The 526-nt window shown below is 53.2% G+C and carries 1 protein-coding gene; it reads left to right on the top strand.

Annotated elements, in window-relative coordinates; translation table 11 throughout:
• Nucleotides 1-526: type 2 periplasmic-binding domain-containing protein (locus DX908_RS16380; RefSeq protein ID WP_158548884.1), on the top strand; the 526-nt coding region annotated here is incomplete at both ends.

The raw sequence follows: 526 nt of genomic DNA, 5'->3' as shown, positions 1-526 counted from the left end.
GGCTCCCTATGAATCACTGGAATCCCACCTTGGGAATCCCAAAAATCAGATTTCTGCCAAAGTAGTGCTAAAGTGGCTTATCAAGATCGTTCGCGGCACGAATGAAGCCATAGGTTTCATCTCGGCGGCGACTTGGCTCGGTCTGGTGCCTGCCCAACTCGCAACATTCGAAGACGTCCGCAAGGCCATCGAAGATCGTATTGTAGCCGAAATGACAGTCACTGGTGAGGGTGAAGAGGAAAAGATCGACCTCACCCAAATGTTGTATATTGATCGCCTCCGATGGCCGGGACCTTTTGGTGGCTCCGCCTCGCCTTCCATCAATGGGATCACCATAGAAGAAAGGCCGAGATATCATTGGCCGCCTCCTGCTACAAAACAGCCGCTATCGCCGCCTGACGAAGAAAGCACGGAACTGCTTGGTGTGGTGGCGCGCACAAGAGCAGGCGAACTGAGGTTTTTCTCGGACGATGCGCGGCTCTTCGCAGCTGAATTTGTAGACCCTCTGCTGTCAAAAATTGCTCCC

Origin of the sequence: Parvularcula marina, from assembly GCF_003399445.1 — a bacterium.
GTDB classification, from domain to species: domain Bacteria; phylum Pseudomonadota; class Alphaproteobacteria; order Caulobacterales; family Parvularculaceae; genus Parvularcula; species Parvularcula marina.
Note: the sequence above shows the minus strand (reverse complement) of the source record. Positions and strands in the feature narration are given on the sequence as shown.